17 protein-coding genes, 1 tRNA gene and 5 pseudogenes are annotated in these 18,893 nt (G+C 49.2%); 9 read left to right on the plus strand and 14 right to left on the minus strand.

Annotation, left to right across the window (positions count from 1 at the left end; all coding sequences use genetic code 11):
• Positions 1-5: 5 nt before the first annotated feature.
• Positions 6-1,298, plus strand: coding sequence for a glycoside hydrolase family 10 protein (locus tag HB631_RS06735; protein ID WP_255556847.1), 1,293 nt, complete (start codon positions 6-8; stop codon positions 1,296-1,298).
• 215 nt (positions 1,299-1,513) lie between these two features.
• Here the strand turns inward: HB631_RS06735 and HB631_RS06740 are convergent, their stop codons facing one another.
• Together HB631_RS06740 and HB631_RS06745 are read right to left on the minus strand one after the other, a co-directional pair.
• Complete coding sequence (locus HB631_RS06740; RefSeq protein WP_213990384.1) at positions 1,514-2,314, minus strand: (S)-acetoin forming diacetyl reductase; 801 nt, start codon at positions 2,312-2,314, stop codon at positions 1,514-1,516.
• Between the two features lie 185 nt (positions 2,315-2,499).
• Entirely contained in the window at positions 2,500-3,240 is a 741-nt protein-coding gene (locus HB631_RS06745; RefSeq protein ID WP_213990385.1) for an HAD hydrolase-like protein, read from the minus strand.
• Positions 3,241-3,699: 459 nt separating this feature from the next.
• On the opposite strand from HB631_RS06745, the gene allB reads away from it, so the two are divergent.
• Positions 3,700-5,271: an allantoinase AllB gene (gene allB, locus HB631_RS06750; RefSeq protein ID WP_255556849.1), complete on the plus strand. Its 1,572-nt coding sequence runs from the start codon at positions 3,700-3,702 to the stop codon at positions 5,269-5,271.
• 299 nt (positions 5,272-5,570) lie between these two features.
• The gene (locus HB631_RS06755) at positions 5,571-6,275 is read left to right on the plus strand and encodes a hypothetical protein (protein ID WP_213990386.1); all 705 of its coding nucleotides are present in this window, start codon (positions 5,571-5,573) and stop codon (positions 6,273-6,275) included.
• 492 nt (positions 6,276-6,767) lie between these two features.
• Here HB631_RS06755 and HB631_RS06760 read toward each other — a convergent pair whose 3' ends face one another.
• Both HB631_RS06760 and HB631_RS06765 read right to left on the minus strand, forming a co-directional pair.
• Entirely contained in the window at positions 6,768-7,676 is a 909-nt protein-coding gene (locus HB631_RS06760; RefSeq protein WP_213990387.1) for a nucleotidyl transferase AbiEii/AbiGii toxin family protein, read from the minus strand.
• Positions 7,666-8,205, minus strand: coding sequence for a type IV toxin-antitoxin system AbiEi family antitoxin domain-containing protein (locus HB631_RS06765; protein ID WP_213990388.1), 540 nt, complete (start codon positions 8,203-8,205; stop codon positions 7,666-7,668). Before HB631_RS06765 ends, HB631_RS06760 begins: the two co-directional genes overlap by 11 nt.
• A 124-nt stretch (positions 8,206-8,329) precedes the next feature.
• Between HB631_RS06765 and HB631_RS06770 the strand changes: the two are divergent.
• The 3 genes and pseudogenes from HB631_RS06770 to HB631_RS06790 form a co-directional block, all read left to right on the plus strand.
• Positions 8,330-8,842 (plus strand): annotated as a pseudogene (locus tag HB631_RS06770) (TraM recognition domain-containing protein); the annotation flags it as partial.
• Positions 8,842-9,583: pseudogene (locus tag HB631_RS06775) on the plus strand (TIGR03747 family integrating conjugative element membrane protein). The pseudogenes HB631_RS06770 and HB631_RS06775, both read left to right, overlap by 1 nt.
• A gap of 826 nt (positions 9,584-10,409) precedes the next feature.
• Entirely contained in the window at positions 10,410-10,838 is a 429-nt protein-coding gene (locus HB631_RS06790) for a hypothetical protein (RefSeq protein WP_213990391.1), read from the plus strand.
• 9 nt (positions 10,839-10,847) lie between these two features.
• Here HB631_RS06790 and HB631_RS06795 read toward each other — a convergent pair.
• A pseudogene (locus HB631_RS06795) lies at positions 10,848-11,447 on the minus strand (IS630 family transposase); the annotation flags it as partial.
• Here HB631_RS06795 and HB631_RS06800 point away from each other — a divergent pair.
• The gene (locus tag HB631_RS06800) at positions 11,438-12,376 is read left to right on the plus strand and encodes a zincin-like metallopeptidase domain-containing protein (protein ID WP_213990392.1); all 939 of its coding nucleotides are present in this window, start codon (positions 11,438-11,440) and stop codon (positions 12,374-12,376) included. The pseudogene HB631_RS06795 and the gene HB631_RS06800 overlap by 10 nt on opposite strands.
• Before the next feature lie 130 nt (positions 12,377-12,506).
• Here HB631_RS06800 and ccdB read toward each other — a convergent pair whose 3' ends face one another.
• The 5 genes and pseudogenes from ccdB to HB631_RS26950 all read right to left on the minus strand — a co-directional run.
• Positions 12,507-12,812 (minus strand): type II toxin-antitoxin system toxin CcdB, encoded by a 306-nt coding sequence (ccdB, locus tag HB631_RS06805; RefSeq protein ID WP_213990393.1) that lies wholly within the window; start codon positions 12,810-12,812, stop codon positions 12,507-12,509.
• A gap of 2 nt (positions 12,813-12,814) precedes the next feature.
• Complete coding sequence (gene ccdA, locus HB631_RS06810; protein ID WP_113867773.1) at positions 12,815-13,033, minus strand: type II toxin-antitoxin system antitoxin CcdA; 219 nt, start codon at positions 13,031-13,033, stop codon at positions 12,815-12,817.
• 113 nt (positions 13,034-13,146) lie between these two features.
• Positions 13,147-13,692: a molybdopterin-guanine dinucleotide biosynthesis protein MobC gene (locus HB631_RS06815; RefSeq protein WP_213990394.1), complete on the minus strand. Its 546-nt coding sequence runs from the start codon at positions 13,690-13,692 to the stop codon at positions 13,147-13,149.
• Between the two features lie 8 nt (positions 13,693-13,700).
• Positions 13,701-14,546, minus strand: a pseudogene (locus HB631_RS06820) (type IV secretion system DNA-binding domain-containing protein); the annotation flags it as partial.
• Positions 14,534-14,686 (minus strand): annotated as a pseudogene (locus HB631_RS26950) (IS3 family transposase); the annotation flags it as partial. The pseudogenes HB631_RS06820 and HB631_RS26950, both read right to left, overlap by 13 nt.
• Before the next feature lie 404 nt (positions 14,687-15,090).
• Between HB631_RS26950 and HB631_RS06830 the strand changes: the two are divergent.
• Both HB631_RS06830 and HB631_RS06835 read left to right on the plus strand, forming a co-directional pair.
• Positions 15,091-15,552 (plus strand): hypothetical protein, encoded by a 462-nt coding sequence (locus HB631_RS06830; protein ID WP_213990396.1) that lies wholly within the window; start codon positions 15,091-15,093, stop codon positions 15,550-15,552.
• Positions 15,549-15,770: a helix-turn-helix transcriptional regulator gene (locus tag HB631_RS06835; RefSeq protein ID WP_213990397.1), complete on the plus strand. Its 222-nt coding sequence runs from the start codon at positions 15,549-15,551 to the stop codon at positions 15,768-15,770. Before HB631_RS06830 ends, HB631_RS06835 begins: the two co-directional genes overlap by 4 nt.
• A gap of 225 nt (positions 15,771-15,995) precedes the next feature.
• Here HB631_RS06835 and HB631_RS06840 read toward each other — a convergent pair.
• The 4 genes from HB631_RS06840 to cutA form a co-directional block, all read right to left on the minus strand.
• Positions 15,996-16,071 (minus strand) — tRNA-Phe (locus tag HB631_RS06840).
• Positions 16,072-16,179: 108 nt separating this feature from the next.
• Positions 16,180-16,755, minus strand: coding sequence for a transcriptional regulator (locus HB631_RS06845; RefSeq protein ID WP_213990398.1), 576 nt, complete (start codon positions 16,753-16,755; stop codon positions 16,180-16,182).
• Between the two features lie 57 nt (positions 16,756-16,812).
• Positions 16,813-18,546, minus strand: coding sequence for a protein-disulfide reductase DsbD (locus HB631_RS06850; protein WP_213990399.1), 1,734 nt, complete (start codon positions 18,544-18,546; stop codon positions 16,813-16,815).
• Positions 18,522-18,794 carry a divalent cation tolerance protein CutA gene (cutA, locus tag HB631_RS06855; RefSeq protein ID WP_213990400.1) on the minus strand — a complete coding sequence of 91 codons (273 nt, stop codon included), beginning with the start codon at positions 18,792-18,794 and terminating at the stop codon, positions 18,522-18,524. The genes HB631_RS06850 and cutA overlap by 25 nt, the downstream gene beginning before the upstream one ends.
• Positions 18,795-18,893: the final 99 nt, after the last annotated feature.

An 18,893-nucleotide genomic window follows, 5' to 3' on the forward strand; every position in this document is an offset into this window, starting at 1 on the left:
GGCCGATGCCGGTACATAAAAAGGTACTGCTGTGGCCGATAGTGATTCTCTGTTCATGGCTGCTTGCCGGCTGTTCACATAACAAAGCCACGGTAAAACCCCCTGCACCAGAAGTAAAAAGGGAGCAAATGCGAGGTGTTTGGCTTGCCACGGTGTCCGGGCTTGACTGGCCTGCGCGCTCATCCCTGGAAGCAGCAACGGATGCCGACAGGATACGCATGCAAAAAAAAGCCATGACCGACAAGCTGGATAATCTGCTAAGAACCGGTATCAATACGGTATTTTTCCAGGTGAAGCCTGACGGAACGGCACTCTATCAATCCTCCATTCTGCCGTGGTCGGATGTCCTGACCGGCGTCACGGGAAAAAATCCCGGATACGACCCTCTGGCGTTCATGCTGGCGGAAGCGCACAAGCGGGGGATCAGGGTACATGCGTGGCTGAATCCCTATCGGGTATCCATGGATACCCGGCCGGAAACCATGGTGGCGCTTGATGGTACGCTGCAAAATAAACCGGCCAGCGTCTACGCGCTCCATCATGACTGGATACGAAAGGCCGGTGATCGTTTTGTTCTCGATCCGGGCCTTCCCGATGTACGTAAATGGATCACCAGCGTGGTGACCGAGCTTATCAAAAACTACCATGTTGACGGTATTCAGTTTGACGACTACTTCTACTATGAAACACCGCAATCCCAACTGGATGATGAAGAAACATATCGGGAATATGGGCAAGGCTTCACCGATAAAGCCCATTGGAGAAGGAACAATACCCTGCAACTGGTAAAACAGATCTCCTCAACGATTAAAGCACTGCGGCCTGAGGTAGAGTTTGGTATCAGTCCGGCAGGGGTCTGGCGTAATGTGTCTGATGACCCGAGGGGGTCTGATACACAGGGGGGACGGCCCGCGTATGACACGGCCTATGCCGATACCCGGCAATGGGTGGAGTTGGGACTGTTGGACTATATCGCCCCCCAGCTGTATTGGCCATTTGCCCGCAAAATTGTCAGATATGACGTGCTGGCCAGGTGGTGGTCGGAGGTGGTGAAACCGACCCATACCCGGTTGTATATCGGCGTGGCGTTGTACAAGATTGGAATACCTTCGGTGACTGAGCCCGACTGGTCGACGGATGGCGGTGTGCCGGAACTGAAAAGGCAACTGGATCTGAATGACGCATTGCCGGAAGTCGATGGAACAATCCTGTTCAGGGAAGCCTATCTCTGCCACCCGCAGACTGAAGACGCGGTGAACTACCTGAGAAACCGCTGGCACGCCGGGGCCGAAAAATAATTCTTGAATCAGCCTGTTTCCAGCCAAGCCGGGAAAATAACGATTTTATTTATCTCCAGACGCGTTTTTCATGCGCGTTTTTCATGATAGTAAGGCCGTTTTCAGCTTTCCGCCTGTAGTAAAGAGGCCGAATCCACCCAGCACTGAAAATGTTATGCCCGCTTCAGCGCACCCGCCCGTTAGCGCGCGGGCGCGCTTTATAGATGGAAAGACGATTAGTTGAATACCATGCCGCCATCAATTATCAGCGCTTGTCCGGTCATATAATCTGAGTCGGGCCCCGCCAGATAGGATACGCAGGCCGCCACGTCTTCCGGCTCGGATATTCGGCCCAGCGTGACCGTTTTTGCCCACTGCTGCAAACCCCATTCCAGCGACTGCTTATTTTCATCAGCGACTTTTTTGGCGATGTTCTCCATCATCGGGGTACGCACAATACCCGGGCAATAGGCATTGACGGTAACGCCGAGTTTGGCCAGGTCGCGGGCCGCCGTTTGGGTAATGCCCCGGACGGCAAACTTGGTGGCGCCATAGACTGCCAGGTCAGGGTTGCCCACCTGTCCGGCCTGGGATGAAGCATTGATTATCTTGCCGACGATTTCGCCCGGTTTGGCGGGTTTTCTGGCTTTAAAGTGTTTAAGCGCGGCTTGGATACCCCAATAGACGCCACCCACATTAACGTCAAAAACGGTATGGTAGATTTCCGGCGTAATATCCTCAAGGGGAGTGGTGGGGCCTAAACCGGCATTATTGATCATGACATCGAGCCGGCCGAACTTTGCCACCACCTGGTCCACAGCGGATATGACCTGTTCTCGCTTTGACACATCCACCGATACTGCCAAGGCTTTGCCGCCGGCTGCCTCAATCAATGCCACCGTCTCCTTCGCTGTAACGGTGTTAAAGTCCAGGCTGCCGATAGCAAAGCCATCTTTAGCCAACCGCAGCGCAATGGCTCTGCCAATACCCTGACCAGCCCCGGTAACAACCGCCACTTTCTTGCTCGAATCAACCACTATTATCTCCTAGGTCTCTGATTTGCAGGTGAAGCCATTTTGCAAACAGCTTCTCATTCTCTTATAGGAGTAGCAGAAAAAGTGACTTTTGGTTGGTATAGTCATTATCAGATACATAATACTTGGGCATTTTGCACTTGATTACAGGCGAAAATACCGTTGCTCGAGACTGTAAAACCCTTACGTCAACTTATGGTTTGCCAAGAGTTGTCGCCGAGCAGTCCGCACAGCGGTTGCAGCCCGGATAGGATGAGGTCGGGAGGGGGAACGCCAGGGTCCAAATCGAGGCCGCGCCGATTGATCCAGGCGATGGTGAGGCCGAGCGGCTTTCCGCCCACCATGTCGGTGAACTGCGACTGCCCGGAGTGCAGTATGTGCGAGACGGGCAGCCCTGACGCCTCTAGCAGGTAGCGAAAAAGCGTTCCGTCCGGCTTGTAACCGCGCGCCTTCTCGGCGGTGCACACGAGGTCGAATTCGCGCCCCAGCGGCGTCATGTTAAGGAGATCGTCGTCGATGTTGGAGACCAGGGCGAGCTTGTGGCGCCGCGCGAGGACATCGAGGGTCGGCAGGACATCCGGGTACAGCTCCATTGAGGAGAAGCAGTCGAAATAACGCTGGATGGCCCCCTTCCTGCCTGTCACCACGCCGAACCTCTCATAGGCTTCGGAGAGAGAAAGGCGGCATATGTCCTTGTACGTGCGGTACGGCTCATAGTAGTGGGCGATGTTCCGCTTCTCCCAGAACGAGTAGAACTTATTGGGATCCAGATCCGGCCGCCCCGCGTCCTCAAGGATAGCCCGGAAGGCGCCGAGGTTCGCTGGCGGCGTGTTGATCAGGGTACCGTACACGTCGAAGGAGAGCAGCCGAGGCTCGAAGCCGTCTGGCAGCTGGGGTCCGGTAGCAGGTTTAGGCGTACTGACGTTCATGGTCAATCTCCGGGTAATAAACTGTGGAAAGGGGGCCGTAGGGAAAGGTGGCGACAGCTCCGATCACCGTTGTGGCGAATAGCTTAAAAACACAATGCCCTCCTGCCTGCCTTAATTTTTTGGTTTATGGCGACCCTGCCGCTATGCTGACTTAGTCTCACACAGTGAGTAGTATCCACTAGTTAGCCTCGCCGTTCTGAAAGATTATCGGAGCCTATATCGTAAAATATCCTTGCCGGAGGCTATTTGGAAATGGTCAATGAGATTTTAACCAAAGAAGCAATCTTGGTAATTATTTTTTGTGTTTTCAAAAGATTGAATAAATCTTCAATAAAGCTTGTAACTACTACAAGAGATCAAAATTATATCGGCTGCTTCTAAATAAAAAGAACAGATAACTAAATAGTGTATATCAACACGACTATTTTTTTATGACAAAGGAAAATAAGGAAATAAATAATGAAATCGAAGTTGGGAAAGACCGCTGCGGTTAAAGAAGGAAATCATGAAAAAGACACTTTATTTTCAGAAAATAGAAGAAACCTCTTAAAAGAAATTACCGGTATGGCTGCAATAGGCGTGTTGGGATCGGTACCAAATTCCGTATTAGCCAGTGAGGAGAATAGTCGCGCCGCCTTGCCCGCCCGCCAGACAGGAGTTCGTGATTACGATTTGATCATTGCCAATGGCTTGGTTATTTTGGAACAGGGCGAAATGGTTACTGACGTCGCCATTAAAAACGGTAAAATTGCCGCCATCGGCTCGGCATTAAGGGGGGCTGAACGGGTGATTGATGCAGCGGGTCTGGTGGTAAGCCCGGGAATGGTGGATGCGCACGTTCACATAAATGAACCGGGGGGCGGCATTCGCGACGACTGGGAAGGGTATGTCACCGGAACCCGGGCATGCGCCAAAGGAGGTGTCACCACTATCATAGAAATGCCACTGAATCAATTGCCTGCCACAGTCGATAAAAAAACGCTGGAAATAAAATATGCTGCCGGAGAAGGAAAACTAGTCATTGATGTAGCGTCTCATGGCGGCTTGGTTCCTTATAATTTAGAAAATAATGGAATCCAAGAGCAGAGCGACTGTGGGGTTGTTGGATACAAATGTTTTATGGCAACGTGCGGAGATCCCTCCATTAAAGGTGACTTTCTGAACGTTGATGATTATTCCCTTTATGAAGGCATGCGACAAATAGCCAAAACAGGCAAAGTTTTGATGATTCATGCTGAGAACGCCGCAATTACCGACCGACTAGGGCAAATTGCCCATAAAAAAGGCTGCGTAACGTTAAAATCCTATGTGGCCTCTCGTCCGGTTTTCGCAGAAGTTGAAGCCATCCGGCGTGCGGTATTGTTTGCGAAGACGACCGGCTGTCCAATTAATTTTTGCCATGTATCGAGCCCTGAAGCCGTGGAGGAGGTGATAAAAGCCCGCGAGGAAGGAGTTAACATTACCTGTGAAACCTGTAATCAGTATTTGTATTTTATTACTGATGAGCTGGATGAGATCGGCCCGTTGGCAAAATGCTCACCGCCTATTCGCGACAAAAAGGCGCAGGATGGCTTATGGCGGCATGTGCTAGCCGGCAATATAAACTTTATTACTTCTGATCATTCACCTTGTCCGGCAAAACTAAAAAATAAAAACAATGCGTTTGACGCTTGGGGCGGCATTGCCGGAGTACAAAATGACGTTGATATTTTTTTCGATGAAAGCGTACAGAAACGGGGTATGCCATTGAAACATTTTGCCAGACTCATCGCGACAAATCCTGCCGACCGCTTTGCTTTGCATACAAAAGGCAGAATTGCGATTGGCAAGGATGCCGACTTTACATTTATCAAGCCGAACTCGCCCTATACCCTCAGAGCTGAGGAATTAGAATACAGGAATAAAATCAGTGCTTATGTCGGTCGGAAAATCGGCGCCCGGATTGTTCGGACCATTTTACGGGGCGAAACGGTTTACAGCCAGGAAGATGGCCTAACCGGTTTTTTCCCTGGTCGCTATATCAAAGTGTGACCAGGCGAAGCCCGGATATCACGGCAAGGCCGCAAAAGGACCTTCGACGGCGGCGGCTCTGCCGGAGCCAGATGCATTGCCATGATGGTGGGTACATTGGAGTTTCAAACCCTCTCGACCGAGATTAGGACACTGCTTACTTGTCATTCCCGGTCATTTTTTCTGTTTCAATTCCGTGGATAGCAGAAATATTGTTATGACATCAGCGTGACAAATGTGTAAGCGGGGGACCTTAGGTTTAATTAAAGCTTAATCTTACAAGATATAATGTTATTTCAATACACCTGTACAAGGATAAAATGATGGAAAATACTATCAATCTTCCAGTATCTCACTCTTCAAACCCTTCTCCTGAAACACAAAACGAGACTACCGATAATAAGTGTAACCTGATAAACAATTTGGCTTCTGTCAGTATTAGTCCAAATGAGTTACCAATAAAAAAAGAATTGCAACAAAATCATAACGTCAACGACTCTAGTAATAGACCTGATAGCCGTTGCCCTGATGATTTATCGATTTCGAATAATTTCAATCAATATTCTGAGATCAAAGACAACTCGCAATATCATACTTATACGAAGGAAAGATTTAAAGCACTACGGCAATACCTCAGTGAATTCGCTTTCCCAGATACTAGATATTTATGCGGTGGGCTTGAACCAAAGTGGTATTTTACAAACTATATCCAGAAATTTACATTAGAGAGTCAAATGGAATCAGATTTATCTTTTGATCCGGCGGGCAACAAAAAATTACAGATTTTAAATAATTTACCCTTTTTTGAAGAAACAGATGAAGAAACAGATATCGACAAAAATATACTAGCTGAAAATAGGAATCTTGAGCCAACAGATCATGCACAGTGTTATCCAGAAAAGCCATTAGACTTGAAAGATTGTAGTACATTTAAACAGATAATAAATGCCATCGTTAAGGACCTTGATGCTGACATTTTAAACTGCGAGGACCATGAGCTGCGTCTCAATCAGGGTAAGCGCTAATCTCTTTGCACATTCCTTGAATTAAGTTAACCCGGTCTCATGGCCAGGTACTATTATCGGACTGGGCCACACATCATTAAGTTCAGAACAATGTGTCATTAAAGCAAAACAGACAATGTCCGACCTTTATCGACTAAAGCTGCCGGTAATCGGCGATCGGAATGGGGCGAAACATGCTAAAGCGGGTAAAAATAGGAAAAGGGTGAATGAAGGGATGTGACACACCAATCCCAAAACGCAAAAAACCAGCCGTTAAGCTGGTTTCTTTAAAACTGTTTTTTTCAAAAATGGTGCCCGGACTCGGGGTCATTCAGTTATTTATTAAATTGAATTTCATCATAAATATTATCCCCGCCGGTTGTCAAGACCCGCGGATTGACACGTATTTTTGCTTTTAAATCAGAATAATGGGTTTGAGTGTTTAAAAACATTCTCGGTTCGATACTCTGGTTCGATTCCTTTGAGTATCGTAGCCTTTCCCCGTCATGATTTTCAAAACTCTGGCGCAGAATTACTCTGAAAATTCCGTTGTACCCGCTGCAATAATCCAGTGATTTCTGCCGTTAAAAACACGAAGAACTTCTCTTTATGCAGTGTGCGTTCCTGCACGTCCTGAGGGATAAAGCGCGCCATTTCGTTACGGAAAGCATCGCCTTTAATGATATCTGGTAGGCGCTCCAGCATAGTAGCTAGTTTTTCTGGGTAATCGTCAATAAAATAATCGGCCACTTTATTGCGTACCCAGTCAGTACGTACCATCGCTCCCTGCTGCTTCAGCCAGCGTAGATCCCAGATATCGCGGTAGCGTACATAACGCTGCGTATTAACCAGTGAAACTAACTTATCTGCCATAATTTCATCCAGCGTTTCGGCTAATACCAGCGTGTCGAAATAGCCTTCGGGCAGAAAGTCATAGTTTGCCAGCAACGCTTTGGGCTCTCGCGAATAAGAAGGAATATTCGCCACCTCGATTTTGATCCGTTGTCTGGGTAGGTCTCTACGTTCTGGCGCAGTAGTAATGGAAACCTGCCATTTATCCACGTTCAGGCCTGCGTATTCAGGCTCGTCCTTTAAATCTGCCGGTTCTTTAACGGAGACCTCAAAACCATAGCGATCGCCAATATAATGCTCCAGACAGGTTTTCATTGCCTGTAGTTGTTTACTGTTGAAATCGACGCCGCCGGAAAAGTCTAAATCTTCGCTAAAGCGTGGCGCACCATAGCACAGACGCAGTGACGTTCCTCCCTGAAAGGTTAGCTGATCCAGCAGCCCATTAGCGTCAAGGCAAAAAAGGATATCGTAATGCAAAAGCTCTTTCTCAATTACCGGACGCATATGGGAACGCCCGGAAACCTGCATGGCAAGCTCAGTGAGTTGGGTAAAATTGGCTTTATTCGTCATTCAATAGCGCCTTCTCATTAATCAGATGGACATTACGACCTACACGTTTTAAGTCCCGCAGGGCGCATTCTGGCGTGGCGATTTTTAACGGGCGATTGGTCTGAACCACGCCTGCCAGAATATCCTGCTGTTGGCGTTTGGTATGTGTGAACTCAATGGTGCCAAACGGCGTAGGGTAAGTTCCTTTCCTGCCAGTTGTCATGACGGTGAGTCTGTCGATGGGAATTTGTGAAATGATGCCGTATTCGCTCAACGCCGATTCAAGGCTGACGTAGTTGTACTCGCCACGGCGCAGCGCTCTGGCGATGTGCTCAATTGCGAAACTGTCGCGGCTATGGGCGAGGTTAAACAGGTAGACGCCCCGCACCGGCCGGGCAAGGATGCCTTCTTTCACCAGACGATTTAATCCTGCCTGAAGGGTCTTGGGACTATCTTTGGCAAAAATCTTGTTGAGGTCGGTAAGGGTAAAGACATAACGCCCCTGTTTGTCCCATTCGGTCAATTTTTGAAGTGCGGTTGAGCGGTTCATAAGTGGACGCTAATGCTAAGTTTATAGGGTTTTGGTGTCCACATAACTATAGTATGATTTTAAGTCGACGTCAAAACCCTATTATTATGGTTTTAACGTCGACTTAGTTAATGGGCTATGTTGCTATACCCAGACGCTTTCAGACATCGAGGCGCGGGTAGGCAGTCACGCGAAAGCCAACCAAGTGGTCGGCAATTTCAACTCACTCATCATGCTACGGGTGCGAGAAAACAGCACGACCGAACTGCTGACCAATCAATTGCCGGAAGTGGATGTTTTTAACAAAACGCTGACCTCCGGCGTGAATGATATCTCCCGTCCCGGTGAAGGCGTCGATTTTAACAGTAACGTTCAGGATCAGGTCAGCCAGGCCCGAATGCCGATGATTACTCCGGCAGACGTTATCAACTTGCCAAAAGGCCAGGCGTTTGCGCTGCTTGAAGGTGGCCGGTTGTGAAAAATTCGTAAGCCCCTGCCGGATGGCGGTAATGACCCGTTGATGCCGGAAAGCATCAGCCGGATAGCCGGGTACATGCAGCAAAATTACCGTACGGGGGAAACCTGGTGGTCCGGCAGCGCGCTGCCCTCTGATGCGCTGGCGGCCTCTTCCTACTTAGACGGGGAGGCAAGTGCATAATGGCAGAGGAAAATGTTCAACCCCGGCAAAACCCCACCCCATCACCGAAAAAACCAGGTCTGTTTCTCTCGCTATTCTGGCACTTGCCGTGGAAGATTATCGGCATTTTGCTGGTCTCACTGCTGGTCAGTTTGTTAATTGAATTTGTCGGCATGACCTTTGTATGGATCCATGAAGGCGCAGAACACAGCCGGCAGGTTGTGCTGACTGAAAGCGGTTATCTTTCTCAAGGTTTTATCCGCAGTCTACTGATGTCGGCGCCGGTCACGGTTATCACTGGCAGGATAAGTCAGGCTTACCAATGGCTGTTTGTGGACAGCGGTTTTATCAGCTGGTTGAACGCCGCCCGGCAGACGCGGACTCATGTTAATGCTGACCAACTGCTCAATCAGGCCGGGAGATGGCTGGCGGTGACGCTCTGGGATTATCTGCAGGCCGCACGTTACGGTGATTTTTACCATCCGGGTGTCAATTTTAGTGTTGTCGATCCCGCTGTTTATCATGGTAAGCATCACCGGCATTGTGGATGGCCTGGTGCGCAGGGATCTGCGCCGCTACGGCGCCGGCTATGAGTTCAGCTTTGTTTACCATCATGCCAAACTTTACGTTAAACCCGCAATGTACGGTCCTTGTATACTTTATCTGGCCTGGCCGACGGCGGTGTTGCCCAATTTGCTGTTGCTGCCGGCAGCGGTGATGCTGGGGGTGGTGTTGTCGGTGGCTTTTAAGAAATATTTTTAAAAACCAGGTTTTCAGGTAATTACCTCGTTAATTTACTTTTCATGTGTTTGATCATACAAACCCAAAAAATATATTGATCACGAAAATTTCACTGATACACTTTTACTCTCTTGAGGTGTATCGGTTTGCCGATCATCCAGATTTTGGGTGCAACTAATTTTTAGAGATTTTTTTCTCTAGCAGAGTTTTGCTAGTCTGTTCATCAGGCGTTAGATTATTACTAGGTTCGACGCCTCAAGATACCAAAGGGGCAAAAATGAATAACTTACCAGATCGTATATGGTGGACGAAAAAAGCAAGAATCAAAGCAGAGAAAAGATTGCTAAATTTCGAATTTCATTCTCAATTAATTCTTTTGTGGTATTCTTTTTTTTTGATTTGTGCATAGATCTATGAATTGAAGAAACCTTCACTTAATGACGATGCCACAATAAGTATGATCGCGCTCTCTGTTCTTGTGTTTGCTGCAAGCCTTTTTATTACCACTCGCAATTTTAAAGGGAGAGCGATGTTAGTTAAACAATGCTATGAGCAGCTTAGCATTTTACTTTCGAAGTCAAAAGTTGAAGAATGCGATTTTGTTGGGCTGGAATCTGAATATCAAAATATATTAAGCATATCTGAAAATCATAAAGAGGGTGATTTTAATACCGCTGTCGTAAGTGAGTATTATTATTCCACGAAGGATAAAAGAGACGCCTTAAACAAAAAACCTACATGTATACAAATAATAAGTGTTGTTCTAAATGAAACATTTTATTTGGCTTATATTTTATTTCTTTTGTCATGCCCTATTATTATTTATTCTTGGTTGAGGTTGCATTAAATGAAAGTATGGGACGAATATATCAATTTTTTCACAGAAGAAAAGTTGAAATCATTATATCTTGAGCATGTTATTTTATCATCAGCAACTGGAATTGATAATATGTCTCACAAGTTATTATGGCCCATGCTTAATGATCAACTACAAATTATAAATAGAAAGGTGGCCACCGGTGATTATAATTTCACTAAATATAAGCTTAAGCTTATAAGTAAAGGAAGATCCAAATCTCCAAGAGAAATATCAATACCGACTATAAGGGATAAAATAACACTCAGGGCATTATGCGAATTTTTAGGGGAAAAATTTTCAGATGACTTGAATTTTATTCTTCCTCAGGTATTCATAAAAAAAATTAAAAAAGAAATGGATGAAAATAAATATGAAAATTTCATAAAACTCGATGTTAAAAATTTTTATCCTAAATAGGTGTGCCTATTAACGCTCCACTTTTGTTTGTCCATGTCCGTTGCCAGGAAATGGGGATGCTGCTTTCATAAACTGGGCCACATTTCTTAATAATTGCCACATATATCGGCATTGATGATTGCGTGTCACCGTTTCATGAAGCGCCAGCCATAATAACTCTATTCGGTTTACCCAAGGTGAGTAAATAGGTTGATAAATAATGATAAATTTTGGATTTTCAGCCAGCCAATCCAGCGTTTTTTGGCTCTTATGAATGACGTAATTATCAACGATTAGCGTGATAGTTTTCGCGCTGCGGTAGGTACTTTTCAGGTGGCCCAGCATCTGGATAAACAAATCCGAGCTTTTGCCTATGGCACTGACATAATCTACTCGCCCGGTTCCGGCGTGTAACGCCCCAGCCAGGTAATGTTTTTCGTTTTTACCCGGTGTCGGGAGCCGCTTTTGGTGTCCTTTACATTGCCAGTCAGCGCCGATTTTTGGATTAAGATCAATGTCCACTTCATCCTCATAAAAGACCGGGTGGTCCGCGCAGTTCTTGGTCAACGCCTCTTCAATTGCAGCCATTTTTTCTTCTTTATGCGGATCCCTGATGTGCAGTGTTGGGGCATACCCAGACAAGCGCCCCTAACACCGCAGCGGCGACCAGCGTATCCCCGCTGGAGCAGTCAGGCTCCTCAAAAACGAAATGTTCAAAAACCAGAACCGATATTTATCAGACCGTCACCGACAGCATCATTACGGCACTGGAAGCCGGGGTTAAGCCGTGGGCGTGTCCGTGGCAGCGCGCGCCAGGCATGTCCGGGTTACCTACTAATTACGCAACCAATATTGCCTACAGCGGTATGAATATTATGTTGTTGTGGTGTAGTGCTTCAAAACAGGGATTCAATGATTCCCGCTGGATGACCTACAAACAGTTGAAGGCGGCAGGGGGACAGGTTCGTAAGGGAGAGCGCGGAACGACAGCAATTTTCTATACCACGCTGGAAAAGGAAAACGACGAAGGCGGGATCGACTATATCCCGATGCTGAAAACGTTCACCGTGTTTAATGTTGAACAGATTGACGGTCTGCCCCTGGCGACTGAGCCGGGCAATTCAGTACAGACGTTCGATGCGCTGCCACAGGCTGAAAACCTGTTCCGGAGCAGTGGCGCAAATATCATCGAGAAAGGACAAAACGCCTTTTTCAGACCGTCTACTGACGAGATTTATTTACCGGAACGACACCTTTTTCCCGAGGCTGCCGATTTTTATGCTACCGGTTTACATGAGCTGATTCACTGGAGCGGCGGCAAGTTGCGATTAAACCGAGAAATGAAAGGGAAGTTTGGCAGTGAGGCTTACGCTTTTGAAGAAATTATTGCTGAGTTGGGAAGTGCGTTCCTGATGGCGGATTTGGGGATTGTTGGCGAGGTTCAGCATGAGAGCTACATCGCTTCATGGCTGAAGGCGTTGAAAAACGACAAACGCTATATTTTCAAAGCCGCCAGCGCGGCATCAAAAGCGCATCGTTATTTGCTGGAGAAGGTTTGAACGGAAATAGAGGAAGCCGCAAAGGAATGCGGCTTTAATCATACATTCACATTCCGGATTATCGGTGCTTACTGTATTTTCTGGTGACGGGAGATATACCGCTCTTTTACTTAAAACCTTTTGAGGGCGTTTAAACACCCCAGAACATGAGATTGATAGCATTTTTGATTTCATCGGCACAATGGCTTACATCCGCGATAATTTCACCGATGACCTCAACGGAAACGCTTGATAATTCAGTTGTCATCAGACGGCAATTTTCGCCGTCGATGCGGATCAGGGGGAACAAGGTTTTATTCACTTTTTCAGACAGGTGATGCGATTCTATCAGCGGGATGACCATTCGCCGCCCTGGCGTATCGACAATATCACTTTGCACATCGACAAACATTTTGTAATGGCTTGCCCGCTTATACTGATAAACAGTGAATTGCATGATCACCAGTTCCTGTTTTCATCGGCGAAAGAGCCATTCTGTGCGATAAATCTGGCGACTTCCTCCATCCCTTCGTGGTTCTCTTTCTTCCATTCCTCGGCCTTTATGCGACGGGCTTCCTTCCCGATGACTTCATTCACCAGACCAGAAATATTGACTCCGGCAGCATTCAGAACCTGATAATTATCTTTGTCCACGGTAACGCTGACTCTGTGTTTCATGGTCGTGCTCCTTTTTGTGCATACTGTGAGTATATACCTTAAGTAGTTACTCATCAATCGACCACGCGGCAGGCTTACCGTATGGGTAAACCTGCCAGCACAAAAGTACTGGCTTAAGCGTAGTGATGCAGCTCCAGTTGGTGCAGTTCGTCGAGGGTATAGACACGAAAAACATGGCGGTGGCGTGCTTCCAGCGGGATATGCTGATGGTTAACGATGACGTATTTTATACTGTTGAACAACAGTTCAATGGCGCGTTTTTTCTGCGGGTCGGGCACGATATAAAAAACGTAAATCCAGTCTTTACGGGTCCGGGCTAGTAAATGGCTGGCGATGATCGATTGGTAACGGGTTTTGGTTTTCAGACGGCGTTCGGTTTCCACCGCGATGACTATTCCGTTAGGGAGTGTTACCAGCCCGTCGCTGGTTATTCCCCACAACGACATTTTCATCGTCCGTGATTCAAGCACATGCTTTTGGATTAACCCCATTCCCTCGACTTTTGACAGCAGCGTATACAGCGATTTGTGATCCCTGAAGCCGAAAAGCAGCATCAGCGTTTTAAAATCGCTGTAGGTTTCTTCTTTCAGGAAATTCAGCAGCCTTTTTATTTTCTCGCTGTTGCGTGCTGTGCGCTCGTTATGCGTGGCGATAAGCATTTAGCCTCCTAAAAATCGAGAAGGGACAGTTTTTTTTCTTCGTCAGGCGTCGGCTTTGTGGCTTTATTGTCTTCCTCCGTGAAGAAAAGGTCGGGCCGGGTTGCCATGACATTCGGCGTTGTTGTTGTGGGTACGGGTATTTTTTCTTCCTCGCTGAAAACCAGCGAGACTTTTACCGATGCCGCCGAAGCGGCAATTTCAGGAGAAACAGTAAATATTTTAAGCTCGCGTTTTTTCACCTTGATCGGTGAAATTAATGATGCTGACGGGAGTGTTTTCGTCGTAAAGATGAAGCTGACAAAATCAGGCAGGTTCAGGATCATATTGCTGTCGATAAAGAAGCGCTCCGCCTGTCTGATGGTGCGTTCATTGTCGATGGTCTCTGTCAGCACGGTATCGGTTTTCGCCTTGCGGACTTCATCATCCACTAATATAGTGCCTGACATTCTTGCCACCCATTCAGCCGTATCCGGGTCCATGATCCGGTAAACCAGTTTAAATTTAGCATTCTCGACAACCGCGCCGACAACGGCGTCACCTTTCAAATCTGCCGGGCAGTCTTTTAGAGCGGCAACAGACTGATGCGCCATGATGATGTGTACGCCTTTATCCCGTGCCGTGCCTAATCCCTCCAGCACAGGTTTTGACAGATGGTATTTCAGCTCGTCGAGAAAAATGGCAATGGGGCGGGGCGCTTCTTTTATTCGGTCGCGCCTTTCCGCCAACTGATACAGGCGAACCAGCAGCATTAGCTGTGCGGTAATAATCTTGCTGTTTCGCATGGAGTCGATGACATAACAGCAGCCACCTTCATCAATTATCTGTTTAAGTGAATACCCCTTCATCGCGGAAACTCGTGAATGCTCGCTGTACTAACCCCGCCCAGATGGCTGTGTCGGCGGGTGCGATTATCAAATGCTTCAATATAAATGATGATATCGGCCAGGGCCAAATTGTGAGTCTTATGAAGTCGCTATCGTTTCTGATCCTTTTTAGACTGCTTAAAACGGCGTCTTCTTAAATTTATCCGTTGTAAGTACATCGCCAGAACTCATGAGCGCCCATACGATTTTGCGAGACGAGTTACAAATTGGCGTTACGTCCTGTTTATTCTGGTAAAACCTCTTGCGGCCTATGGTCGATAACGGTATCGTTAAGCGGCACCTGCAAAATCAGGTGCTGGGATTGGAACCCCGATTAACCTCACTGGCGACAAGACGCCATAGCGTCTTTTTTTGTCGCGCGTTTAGCTGCACCAAAATTATGGTGGGCCGGGCGGGGGCATCGAAAGATGCGCCGGTGTCAGTGAGGCCGGTAGTTCCAACCTTGTTCGGTCCACCACCCTGAGATTGGAACCTCTGGTGGTGGGAATAATTGTTACTCACTGGAGGCTGCCTTATGGCTACACCCCTCACCCAGTTACACCCGTTACTTTCCATCCCTTTCAGCGCCACTACGGATTTCACCGAATTGGCCGGATACTGCGAGCTTTTTGCCGAAACATTGCTTGAGAGCGACGATCCGGCGCTGCGGATGGCGCTATGCGGGCGACTTTCCGCCTGCATTGCGCTGCTGAGGTCAACGCTGGACGAGCCCGTTCCGCACCATCTGGCCGAAAGCCTTACGGTTGATATCCTTCCCTCAGTCTCTCTTGGCATTGATCCCGATTCAGAACTGCTTTGCGACTACTGTCTTGCTGTAACGGAGCTTTTAACCGGCGGGGCGCTGTCGCGGGAGAGGGAAAGGACGCTCGGCGGGCTGCTGGCTGAATTGGTTTGGTACCTTGCTGATGGATTAAAAGCCCCGCGCTGGATACGCACTCCTGACGGCGTAAGGTGTATTACCGAGGTGGCGGCATGAATCAGCAGGACTGGCATCCCGCCGAGGTTATTGCGGCGCTGAAAAAACGAGGAATGTCGCTGGCGGCGGTTTCACGTAAAGCCGGGTTGGCTTCCTCCACCCTGGCAAATACCCTGACAAAACACTGGCCCAAAGGAGAAAAGCTAATCGCGGAAGAACTGGGCATGACGCCGGCGGAAATCTGGCCATCCCGATACTGCAAACCAGAGAATCATTAAAGCAAAACAAACAATGCCCTGCCTTTTATCGGCGAAAGCGGGTATAGGCAGGGCAGAGGGCCAGGGAAATGAGGGCGTTTAGCGTGCATATATACACTGGGATAATCTTAATAAAAAACTTTCAGATGTAAGTTTAATATCTGGGCGCGGAGATGTGACATACCAATTCAAAAACGCAAAAAACCAGCCGTTAAGCTGGTTTCTTTAAAACTGTTTTTTCAAAAATGGTGCCCGGACTCGGAATCGAACCAAGGACACGGGGATTTTCAATCCCCTGCTCTACCGACTGAGCTATCCGGGCAACGGGCCGCATTAAACCGTATTGACCGCATTTCGTCAATGTGTTTATGGCGCTTTAACGCCAAATTGCGCTCAATTGCTCTCTTTTCAGGCAAATTTATGCTCAGCATCATGCTAACGCGCCGTTTTTACGGCATAGCGCCAGGCGTAAAATATCCTCCGCCAGACGCCTTGCGATAGCGACATCCTGCAACTGATGTTTAACCAGTAATTTGCTCAGGCAACCTTCCAGAACCAGTTCCATTTGATTGGCGACCATGGTGGCGTCGTCGGCTTCCATTTGGGTCAGCAACGCGTGGGTATAAGAAAAGGACGCTTGCTTTTGCCGCTCGGCCAGTTGGTGGATCGGATGGTCGGTGGCGGGGTAAAACGTGCAGGCGGCCACAAACAGGCAGCCGGGATAATGCTGTAGCCGCACCTGTTCATCCAGAATCTGATAACGCGCCAGCAATTTTTGCTGTGCATCCAGGGTGGTATCCAGCAGAAGTTTGCTGCGCCAGCTATCCACCTGGTCAGCGTGATAACGCAGGCAGTCGTAGTGCAGGGCTTCACGGTCGGGCCAAAATTGCTGAAGCTGTGCAACAGGAATGGAAAGCTCATCCGCCAGCATCTCCAGCGTGACCAGGGTGAAACCCCTTTGCTCCAATAGGTTTAACGCGCGATTCAGAATTGGTTCACGTTGCATGGGTGCCTCCATATCGGTGCCTCCGTAAAGCTGGTGTATGCCCGTTAAACAGGTTGTTTACGGGATAATTCGGTGCAGATGCCGTTGAAACTCCGCCGCGTCCATAAAGCCCGTCACCCGGGAATCCGGGATTTCACGCCCTTGTGCGTCAAAAAACACAATGGTGGGCAGGCCCATGACGCGCAGCTCGTTCAATAATGTTTTATGTGCCGGGGTATTGGCCGTCACGTCCGCCTGGAGCAACGTCATCCTCCCCATGGCCTGCCGCACCCCGGCAGCGTTAAAGGTGTATTTTTCAAACTCTTTGCAGGCCACGCACCAGTCGGCATAAAAATCCAGCATAACCGGTTTGCCGGAGGAGGTATTGACCTCGCGGGTCAATTCCGCCAGCGTGCCAATAGGGTTAAACGCCTGCGGAGGGGCTAGATTTTCCACGGTGCCCGCGCCCTGGTCGGCGGAAAATGCCCAATCCTGTAAAGGCCGCGCCGCTACCAGCATAACGGCCAGTAAGGCGATTTGCACGATACGGCTGCCCCGGTAGGCGCCTTTCAGGCTTAACAAAAAAGCCCAGCCGAAAAATGCCACCGCCAGCAGACTCCATAACCGGGCGCCCCAAATGTCCCCCAGGATCCGCTCCAGCAAAAAAATCGGCAGTGCCAGGATAACAAAACCCAGTCCCTCTTTAACCTGTTTCATCCAGGCGCCGCTGCGGGGCAACAGCCGGTGGCCGAACAATGCCGCCAATATCAACGGGATGCCCATGCCCAGGGCGTAAAGATAAAGGGTGGCGCCGCCGATAAGGGCATTGCCGCTCTGGGCAATATACAGCAATATCGCGCTGAGGGGGGCGGTGGTGCAGGGTGAGCAAAACAGGGCCGCCAGCGCGCCCATGACAAAAACACCCCACAGGGATCCGGCCCGTTGCCGGTTGCTCCATAGGGTCAGACGCGTTTGCAGGGAAGAGGGTAGTTGCAGGCTGAACAGGCCGAACATCGACAGCGCCAGGGCGATAAACAGCACTGAGAGAACAATCAGGACCGCCGGCTGCTGTAATGCCGCCTGTAGCGGTAAACCCGCCGCCGCCACCGCGATGCCCAGCAGGGTATAGGTGATGGCCATCCCCTGGACGTAGACCAGGGCCAGTACCAGTACCCGGCCGGTGCTAAGGGATGCCCGGTTATTACCGAGGATGATGCCGGAAATCAGCGGATACATCGGCAGCACGCAGGGGGTAAAGGCAATGCCGATGCCCACCAAAAGCGCCCACCATAACGAGAAGGGCAAGGCGGCGGGTGTCGGATCGAGTGAAACGGCCCCGGCGGGGGAGAGGGCAGCGAACATATCCCCCGAGGTTATCGGCAGGGGAACGGTTCGGGTTTCAGGAGGGTAGCAAAAACCGGCATCGGCACAGCCTTGGTAGGTGACCCGCAGCGAGGCGCCCTCGGACGCCTGCTTGATCGGTATCCCGATCTGCAAAGAGGTCCGGTAGATCTGCGTGTCGCCGAAGAATTCATCGTGGTGGCTGCTGCCGGCGGGCATGACTACATTGCCCAGCACGGCATCCACCGTTTCCAGCTTGATCTGCTGGCGATAAAGATAATAGCCCGGACGAATTTGCCAGTTCAGGCGGATATCGGTGCCGTGCCGCTGGAAATCGAAGGCAAACGCCTGGTCGGCCTTGACAAAAGTCGGGGCGGCGTTGCTGCCGAACAGGGCGGCCGACGCCGGCGCCGGCGGGAAACCGAGCAGCAGCAGCGCTAAAAAAATCAGCGTAAAGACGCGTTGAGCCATGACAAATAATCCGCATCCCCGCCCAGTATGGGCAGCACCAGCAATTCAGGGGTTTGATAGGGGTGATGGGCTTTTATCAACGTCATCAGCGCCTGCTGATGCCGTAGATGGCTTTTTATCAGCATCTGGACTTCCTGCTGCTGTTCAATTTTGCCTTCCCAGCGATAAAGAGACAAGGCGCCGGGCAGCAGGGAAACACAGGCCGCCAGCTTCTCATCCAGCAGCCTGGCCGCCAAATCACGGGCCACGGCCTCATCGGGCGCGGTGCAAGAATCACCACGCTCTCCGTCGCTGGACTGTCGCGGTCCTCGGGAGGCCGGGCTTCGGGATGGATTGGTTCCGGGGGG

Origin of the sequence: Sodalis sp. dw_96, from assembly GCF_018449575.1 — a bacterium.
Classification (GTDB): Bacteria; Pseudomonadota; Gammaproteobacteria; order Enterobacterales; family Enterobacteriaceae; genus Acerihabitans.

Coding starts and splice junctions, on each gene's coding strand:
- HB631_RS06835 (WP_213990397.1), top strand. CDS start 15,549: ATGAATCAGCAGGACTGGCATCCCGCCGAGGTTATTGCGGCGCTGAAA.
- ccdA (WP_113867773.1), bottom strand. CDS start 13,033: ATGAAACACAGAGTCAGCGTTACCGTGGACAAAGATAATTATCAGGTT.
- HB631_RS06765 (WP_213990388.1), bottom strand. CDS start 8,205: ATGAACCGCTCAACCGCACTTCAAAAATTGACCGAATGGGACAAACAG.
- HB631_RS06815 (WP_213990394.1), bottom strand. CDS start 13,692: ATGCTTATCGCCACGCATAACGAGCGCACAGCACGCAACAGCGAGAAA.
- HB631_RS06760 (WP_213990387.1), bottom strand. CDS start 7,676: ATGACGAATAAAGCCAATTTTACCCAACTCACTGAGCTTGCCATGCAG.
- HB631_RS06755 (WP_213990386.1), top strand. CDS start 5,571: ATGATGGAAAATACTATCAATCTTCCAGTATCTCACTCTTCAAACCCT.
- ccdB (WP_213990393.1), bottom strand. CDS start 12,812: ATGCAATTCACTGTTTATCAGTATAAGCGGGCAAGCCATTACAAAATG.
- HB631_RS06850 (WP_213990399.1), bottom strand. CDS start 18,546: ATGGCTCAACGCGTCTTTACGCTGATTTTTTTAGCGCTGCTGCTGCTC.
- HB631_RS06790 (WP_213990391.1), top strand. CDS start 10,410: ATGAAAGTATGGGACGAATATATCAATTTTTTCACAGAAGAAAAGTTG.
- HB631_RS06830 (WP_213990396.1), top strand. CDS start 15,091: ATGGCTACACCCCTCACCCAGTTACACCCGTTACTTTCCATCCCTTTC.
- HB631_RS06845 (WP_213990398.1), bottom strand. CDS start 16,755: ATGCAACGTGAACCAATTCTGAATCGCGCGTTAAACCTATTGGAGCAA.
- HB631_RS06735 (WP_255556847.1), top strand. CDS start 6: ATGCCGGTACATAAAAAGGTACTGCTGTGGCCGATAGTGATTCTCTGT.
- allB (WP_255556849.1), top strand. CDS start 3,700: ATGAAATCGAAGTTGGGAAAGACCGCTGCGGTTAAAGAAGGAAATCAT.
- HB631_RS06745 (WP_213990385.1), bottom strand. CDS start 3,240: ATGAACGTCAGTACGCCTAAACCTGCTACCGGACCCCAGCTGCCAGAC.